This is a genomic window from Microbacterium sp. K35, assembly GCF_004794375.1.
Taxonomy (GTDB): Bacteria; Actinomycetota; Actinomycetes; order Actinomycetales; family Microbacteriaceae; genus Microbacterium; species Microbacterium sufflavum.
Window position 1 is genome coordinate 1 of record NZ_SSDM01000425.1, and the last position, 6,513, is coordinate 6,513.

A 6,513-nucleotide genomic window follows, 5' to 3' on the forward strand; every position below is an offset into this window, starting at 1 on the left:
CAGGCGCGAGGCGAGGCGGTAGCGCGAAACGGCGCGGTCGGGGTGGTCGGCGTCCTCCCACAGTGCCCCGGCGAGCACGTGCGCGTCGGCGAGGGCCCGTGTGGCGCCCAGCTCGGCGAGGAGGCGGCAGACCTCGTCGGCGTCCGCGGCGCCGTCGAGGTGCTCGCCCGTCCCTCCGCGCACCCGGGCCCTGGTCTGCAGCGCCTGGGCGCGATGCCCGGCGGAGAGGTCGTCCTGCGCGAGGAATCGGTCGAGCAGAGCGGTCGCGGCCTCCAGGTCGCCCTTGGAGAGCACGGCCCCGATGGCGACGAGCGTGGTGGTGTTCGACAGCCGGGTGTCCTCGGCCTCGGCGAACGCGCGGGCGGCGTGCTCGGCGAGGTCGAGCGCGGCGTCGGGCTCGTCGGCGTGCAGGTGCAGCGAGGCGCGGCTGATGGCGAGGTCTCCGCGCGACCACGCCGGAAGGCGCTCGGCGGCGGCCAGTTCCTCCTCCAGGGCGGCCCTGGTGTCGTCGGTGTCGAGCCCGAACGTGGCGAGGCCGAGGCGCAGCTCCAGCTCGGCCTGCACGTCGCGGCCGGCGTCGCGCAGCGCGGCGATGCGCTCGGGCAGCACCTGCTCCGCCTCCTCGATGCGGTCGAGCGCCACGAGGATCCCCAGGCGCATCGACAGCAGCTGTGCGCGTTTGCCGGGGTCGGTCACCTCGAGCGCACGGGGGAGGGCGTCGAGCGTCTCGTGCTCGGCGCCGAACTGGGCGAGCTGCATCGCGCGGTCGAACCAGCCGTCCGCGTCCGTCGGGGTCGTGGCCGGTGCGGTGGCGACGAAGGCGTCGGAGCGGATCGGCACGTCCCAGCTCTCGTCGGCCAGGCGTCGCGAGCGGGCGAGGCTCCGCGCGTGCCCGTCCGTTCCGTCGCGCTCGTCGAACTGCGCGCCGATGCGCTCGGCGGCCGTCCAGGCGGCGGTGGCGAGCTCGGCCGCGGTCCACGCGCCGTCGTGCTCTCCGAAGAGCCCGACGAGGGCGGGGGCGTCCGCACCGCGGACGGGGGTGTCGCCGTGCCCGGTCGCCACGACCCTGTCCAGTGCGACGGCGAAGGCGGTGAGGGCCGCGAAGTGCGCGTCGACGTTCAGGCCGTCGTGCGCGAGCCATCCGATGTGCCGCTCGATCAGGGCGAGGGCACGCGCCTCGTTGCCGGTGACGGCCGCGAACACGATGTTGTTGGCGACGATGCGGAGGTTGTCGGGGTTGTCCTTCGCGAGGCGGTAGCTGCGCAGGTGGGCGGTCTTCGCGTCCTCCAGGCGTCCGGCGCGGAGGTAGGGGAGGAGGACGCGGGAGAGCGCGTGCTCGGGCTCCTCGCCGCACGAGAAGCCGCCCTCGATCATCTCCTCGACCAGGCGGATGGCGTCGGCGTCGCGGTCGGTGTCCGCGAAGAAGCCCGCGAACTGGCTGCGGCCGCAGGCGTCGCAGTGGCTGTGGTCGTCGCGGGGTGTGGCCTCCAGCTGCACGCGCAGCGCCTCGGCGTCGTCCATCCGGCCGGCGTCCCACGCGTCCTCGAACCGGGCGGTGAGCACGCCGCTGAGGCCGAGGCCCGCGGCGCGGTAGTGGGCCTCCATGTCGTCGAGCACGGCGGCGATCTGCTCCTGCGAGAACGCGGGGGACGACCGCAGCGACGAGGCCATCCACTTGAACTGCCACATGAGGTCGGCACCGCCGTTGTCGAGGTCGGCGGGGAAGCGCTGCGGGTCGGCGTCGTGGTGGGCGAGGCACCACGCGAAGGAGTTGAGCATCACGTCGGTGGCGCCGACCATGTTGGCCGAGGCGGTCTGCCGCATGCGGGCCTCGTACTCCAGGCGCTCGTCGCCGAGCTCGACGGCGAGGGCCACGGCCTCCGCGACGAGGGCCTGCTCCTCCGGACCCCACGGGGTGCGGTCGATCTCCTCGATGAGCTGCTGGAAGCGCTTCTTCGGACGTGCCATGGGAGCCTTTCGGTGGAGTGTCAGCGGGCGTCGCCGAAGGGGAGGGAGTCCCCCTCGATGCCGGCGGAGAGCGAGACGAGGTCGGCCAGCGCGCTGGTCATGAGCGCCCGGTCGGCGTCACGGAGCGGATGGTGGCCGGCGAGGAGCGCCTGGATGTAGAGCAGCTGCACGGTGCGGGCGAACACGGCGTCGTCCTCGACGCGCACCAGGGCGCGCACCACGCGGTTGGACCAGTTCAGGCACAGCCGTGCGGTGAGGTCGTCGTCGCGGGCGGCGGACAGCGTCTGGTCGATGCGGTCGAGCACGCCGCCCCACAGTGCCCCGGCGACCCCTCTGGTGCGGCCGCGGTCGATCGCGCGCAGCACCTCGGGGTCGGCGACGTACAGCCCGGTGAGTGCGGGCTGGTCGATCGAGCGCACGACGACGGCGCAGTCGGAGGCGGCGAGCACGGCCCCCGCGCGGGTCTCGAGCGCCACGGCGGCGTCGCGGTCGTCCAGGGGCGGGGGATCGAGACGGTCGAGCTCGCCGGCGACGTCCACCTTCTCCACGGTGACGGCGGGGTACAGCTCGGGCAGCAGGCGCACGAGGTCCGCGTCGTACAGGTAGCCGCCGTTGACCAGCACCTCGTCGGCGGGCGAGATCCCGGCGACCTGGCGGAACTCGTCCACGGTCTGCGCGTAGCGGATGTGCGGGTAGCGCTCGACCAGGTCACCGATGCGCAGCGTGCCGTGCGTGGTCTCGACGGTGAGCCACCGGGTGATGAACCGCGCCAGCTCCTCGTCGTGGCGCACGAGCGACTTGAGACCGACCTCGTGCACCGCCACGAACTGTGCGAGGCGGTGCGGCTCGCGCAGTCCGAGCTCGAGCACCCAGCGGCGGATCCCCGCGCCGAGCTGCTCGCGCACGTGCTCCAGGGCCGTGTCCTCCACGAGGGACTCCCGGCTCGCGGTGGGGGCGAGGCCGGTGGAGTCGACGACCGCCCGCACGAAGAACGCCCAGTCGGGCAGCACGTCGTCCACGCGCTCGGACAGCAGCATGCGGCCGAGGTACATGCGGGTGGCCTGGCGCGCGCCGGGCGGGGGTGCGTAGGGGAGCACGTAGGCGAGACCGCGCGTGCCGGTCCCCGGTTCGCCGAGCTCGATCACGTCGAGGGGGTTCGCGCCGAGCAGGTCCCGCCCGTAGGCGACGGCCGCCTCGGGGTCGTCGGCGGGGGAGAGGAACGGCGGCTCGCGCGTGATGTCGACGTCTCCGGCGCCGGTGTCGATCGTGACCCGCACGGGGAGGAACTCGCCGAACGTGGTGGCGAGCTCGTGCACGGCGGCGGGCCGGAGCAGCTCGTCGGCGTCGAACCGCGGTACGAGGTGCACGCTGGTGCCGACCGGGAGGTCGTCGTCGAGCTCGATCACCTGGAACGTGCCGTCGGCGCTGCCCGTCCACTCCACGGCCGCGCCGCCTCGGGCGCTGCGCGAGCGGATGACGATGGTGTCGGCGACCATGAAGCAGCTGAGGAGTCCGATGCCGAACTGCCCGAGGTAGTCGCTGCGGGGGAGGTCGAAGATGTCGCGCTTCGAGCTGCGGCCGACCGTGGCGAGCAAGTCGGCGACCTCGGCGGCGGTCAGGCCGACGCCGTCGTCGCGGAGCACGAACTCGCCGGTCTGCGCGGTGAGCGGCGTGATGCGGATGCGCCCGCCGCCGCCGTCGACCTCGTGACGGGCGGTGATCGCGTCGCGGGCGTTCTGCAGCAGCTCGCGCAGGTAGACGCGGGGGCTCGAGTAGATGTGCCTGCTCAGCAGATCGACGACTCCGCGCAGATCCACCTGGAACTGCTGCACATCCCCACCCACACGCGCCCCTTCTCGCCGGCATCCGCTCGCCGAGCCTAGCAACAACCCGTATATCGAGCCCGGTTCGGCACCGTCGGGCGGATGCCGTATGCTTGTGGAGCAGTTGTTCTCTGCATTCTTTCGCCGTGCCTCGGGTCTTCGGATCTCGGCGCAGCGCGGGGATGGGAGGGCACCCCGAGGCCTCCGGGTCTCTAGGGCGGTAGCTCAATTGGCAGAGCAGCGGTCTCCAAAACCGCAGGTTGCAGGTTCGATTCCTGTCCGCCCTGCGCGTCAGTGCAACGCTGGCACACGAAAGGTACATTCAGGATGGATCAGGACGAACCGCGCGGCGAGGTCGTCGCGGCCGGCGCCACGCGCCAGAAGAAGGGCAACCCCTTCTCCCGGTTCTTCGGGGGCATCGCCCTGTTCATCCGCCAGGTCATCGCCGAACTGCGCAAGGTCGTCACCCCGACCCGCAAGGAGCTGTTCAAGTTCACGGGTGTGGTGCTCGTCTTCGTCGTGATCGTGATGGGCATCGTCTACGGTCTCGACTACGTCTTCGGGCTCCTGACCCACTACGTGTTCGGTATCCCTGGCTGATGACCCCCGCGGCGGCAGCCGCAGCTATGGAGAAGAAGCAACGTGTCTGAACGATATTCCGACGACGCCGACTGGGCGACCGCCGCAGAGCAGTCCAGCGAGGAGGACGAGGCCCAGGAGGGCAACGTGCTCGCCGCTGAGGAGTTCTCGGTCACCTCTGCCGAGCACGTCGCGGTCCACGTCGAAGACGAGGACGGCGAGGACGACACGGACGACATCGACATCGACATCGACGACCCGGAGGCGGACGCGATCGTGAACGACGCTCTCAACCTGGACGAAGCGGCGGAGTCCGAGGCCGCCGCCGAGGTCCTCAACGATTCCGTGGCCGAGGAGGCCGCCGAGCAGGAGGCCGAGGCGGCCGACGAGGTCACCCCGTACGACGGTCCCGACGTGAACGGCGAGGACGACCGTCCCGCAGCCGAGTCCGAGGAGGACGACGCCGAGTCCGAGGAGGACCCCTACGAGGCCTTCCGCATGGACCTGCGCATGCTCCCCGGCAAGTGGTACGTCATCCACTCGTACGCGGGCTTCGAGCGCAAGGTGAAGGCCAACATCGAGCAGCGCAAGTCGACGCTCGAGGTCGAGGACGAGATCTACCAGGTCGAGGTCCCGATGGAAGACGTGGTCGAGATCAAGAACGGCCAGCGCAAGATGGTCACCCGCGTGCGCATCCCCGGCTACGTGCTGGTGCGCATGGAGCTCACGGAGGACACCTGGTCGGTCGTGCGCCACACCCCCGGCGTCACCGGCTTCGTGGGCAACGCCCACAACCCGACGCCGCTGCGCTTCGAAGAGGCCTTCAACATGCTGAAGTCGCTCGTCGAGGTGAAGGACGTCCCGACCGCCAAGAACATCGCGGCGAAGGGCGGCGTCGCCGTGGCCCGTCCGCTGCCGGCCGAGGTCGACTTCGAGGTGGGCGAGACCATCACGATCAAGGAGGGCTCGTTCGCGGGTCTTCCCGGTTCGATCAGCGAGATCAAGCCGGAGAGCGGCAAGCTCACGGTCCTCGTCTCGCTCTTCGAGCGCGAGACGCCGGTCGAGCTGTCGTTCGACCAGGTCACCAAGATGATCTGACACTGCTGTCATCAGAACGCCCCGCCGGCTCATCCGGCGGGGCGTTCTGCGTGCGGCCGCGGGGCTCCCCGCACCCGTCGGTCAGCCCGCGTGCTGTGCGGCCCAGTGCGGGCTCTGGATCAGGCCGAGGAGATTGCCGAACGGGTCGCTGACCGACGCCGACCACCACCCCTCGCCGCGCTGGGTGACGGGGTCGAACGGGGTGGCGCCGAGGGCTGCGAGGCGGTCCATCTCGGCGTGGATGTCGTCGACGTGCAGGCTCACGAGCGCGCCTCCCGGCTGCGGCAGGGCGGGGCGGAAGCGGGCGTCCATGAGGGCGAACTCGTCGTCGTCGTCGCCGAAGCGCCATTCGGCGTACTGCGGGGTCCCCTGTTCGGGGCGGGTGAAGTACGGCGCGGCGTCGAACACACGCGCGTACCAGTCGATCGCGGCGGGCATGTCCTCGGCGACGAGGTTGAGGTTGGCGAGACCACGGAACATGGGATCTTCTCCTTCGGTGGGAACGGCTTTTCTTCTATGCTCGACCGTGAAGTGATCACCTTCTGATCACTTCGGAAAAGAGGTTCCCGATCCGTGCCGATCGCCTGATCCAGGCTCTGCTGCTCCTGCAGGGCCGCCCCCGGATCACCGCCGCGGAACTGGCCGCCGAGCTGGAGGTCTCGGTGCCGACCGCACGCCGCGACCTGGAGGCGCTCGCCATGGCGGGTGTGCCCCTCTATCCGTCTCGGGGGCGCGGCGGCGGGTGGCGCCTGATCGGAGGGGCCCGGACCGATCTCACGGGACTGACCGAGAGCGAGGTGACGTCGTTGCTGGTCGCGCTCAGCCAGAGCCGCACTGCCGCGCCGGAGCACACGGCCGCGGTGCGCAAGCTCATGCGTGCCGTGCCGGAACCGTTCCGCGAGGGCGCGCAGCGGGTGGCGGAGTCGACCGTGCGGGATGCGCCCTGGGGTGAACCCGATGATGCGCCCGAGCGGCCGGCGGTGTCGGAGCTGCAGCGGGCGATCGCTGCGCGCCGCCGGGTGCGCTTCGGCTACGGCGACGCCGG

The 6,513-nt window shown here is 71.3% G+C and carries 6 protein-coding genes and 1 tRNA gene; 4 read left to right on the plus strand and 3 right to left on the minus strand.

The features are described 5' to 3' along the window. Positions 1-1,968 (minus strand): hypothetical protein (locus DW299_RS18680; RefSeq protein WP_136037468.1); only part of this gene is annotated, 1,968 nt, incomplete at its 3' end. Positions 1,969-1,988: 20 nt separating this feature from the next. Beyond that, positions 1,989-3,812 (minus strand): HSP90 family protein, encoded by a 1,824-nt coding sequence (locus tag DW299_RS18685; protein WP_136037469.1) that lies wholly within the window; start codon positions 3,810-3,812, stop codon positions 1,989-1,991. Between the two features lie 193 nt (positions 3,813-4,005). Between DW299_RS18685 and DW299_RS18690 the strand changes: the two genes are divergently transcribed. The 3 genes from DW299_RS18690 (at position 4,006) to nusG (ending at position 5,468) form a co-directional block, all read left to right on the plus strand. Continuing rightward, positions 4,006-4,078 (plus strand) — tRNA-Trp (locus DW299_RS18690). 40 nt (positions 4,079-4,118) lie between these two features. After that, positions 4,119-4,391, plus strand: coding sequence for a preprotein translocase subunit SecE (secE, locus tag DW299_RS18695; RefSeq protein WP_136034407.1), 273 nt, complete (start codon positions 4,119-4,121; stop codon positions 4,389-4,391). A gap of 42 nt (positions 4,392-4,433) precedes the next feature. Continuing rightward, on the plus strand, positions 4,434-5,468 hold the full coding sequence (nusG, locus tag DW299_RS18700; RefSeq protein ID WP_136037470.1) for a transcription termination/antitermination protein NusG: 1,035 nt from the start codon (positions 4,434-4,436) through the stop codon (positions 5,466-5,468). A gap of 81 nt (positions 5,469-5,549) precedes the next feature. On the opposite strand, the gene DW299_RS18705 is transcribed toward nusG, so the two are convergent. Further along, positions 5,550-5,948 (minus strand): VOC family protein, encoded by a 399-nt coding sequence (locus DW299_RS18705; protein WP_136034403.1) that lies wholly within the window; start codon positions 5,946-5,948, stop codon positions 5,550-5,552. A 158-nt stretch (positions 5,949-6,106) separates the two neighbouring features. On the opposite strand from DW299_RS18705, the gene DW299_RS18710 reads away from it, so the two are divergent. Beyond that, a partial coding sequence (locus DW299_RS18710) for a helix-turn-helix transcriptional regulator (protein ID WP_240745458.1) occupies positions 6,107-6,513 on the plus strand: 407 nt, incomplete at its 3' end.

Bases quoted from the DNA above. Each gene is read 5' to 3' on its own strand.
- secE (WP_136034407.1), top strand. From the start codon at position 4,119: ATGGATCAGGACGAACCGCGCGGCGAGGTCGTCGCGGCCGGCGCCACG.
- DW299_RS18705 (WP_136034403.1), bottom strand. From the start codon at position 5,948: ATGTTCCGTGGTCTCGCCAACCTCAACCTCGTCGCCGAGGACATGCCC.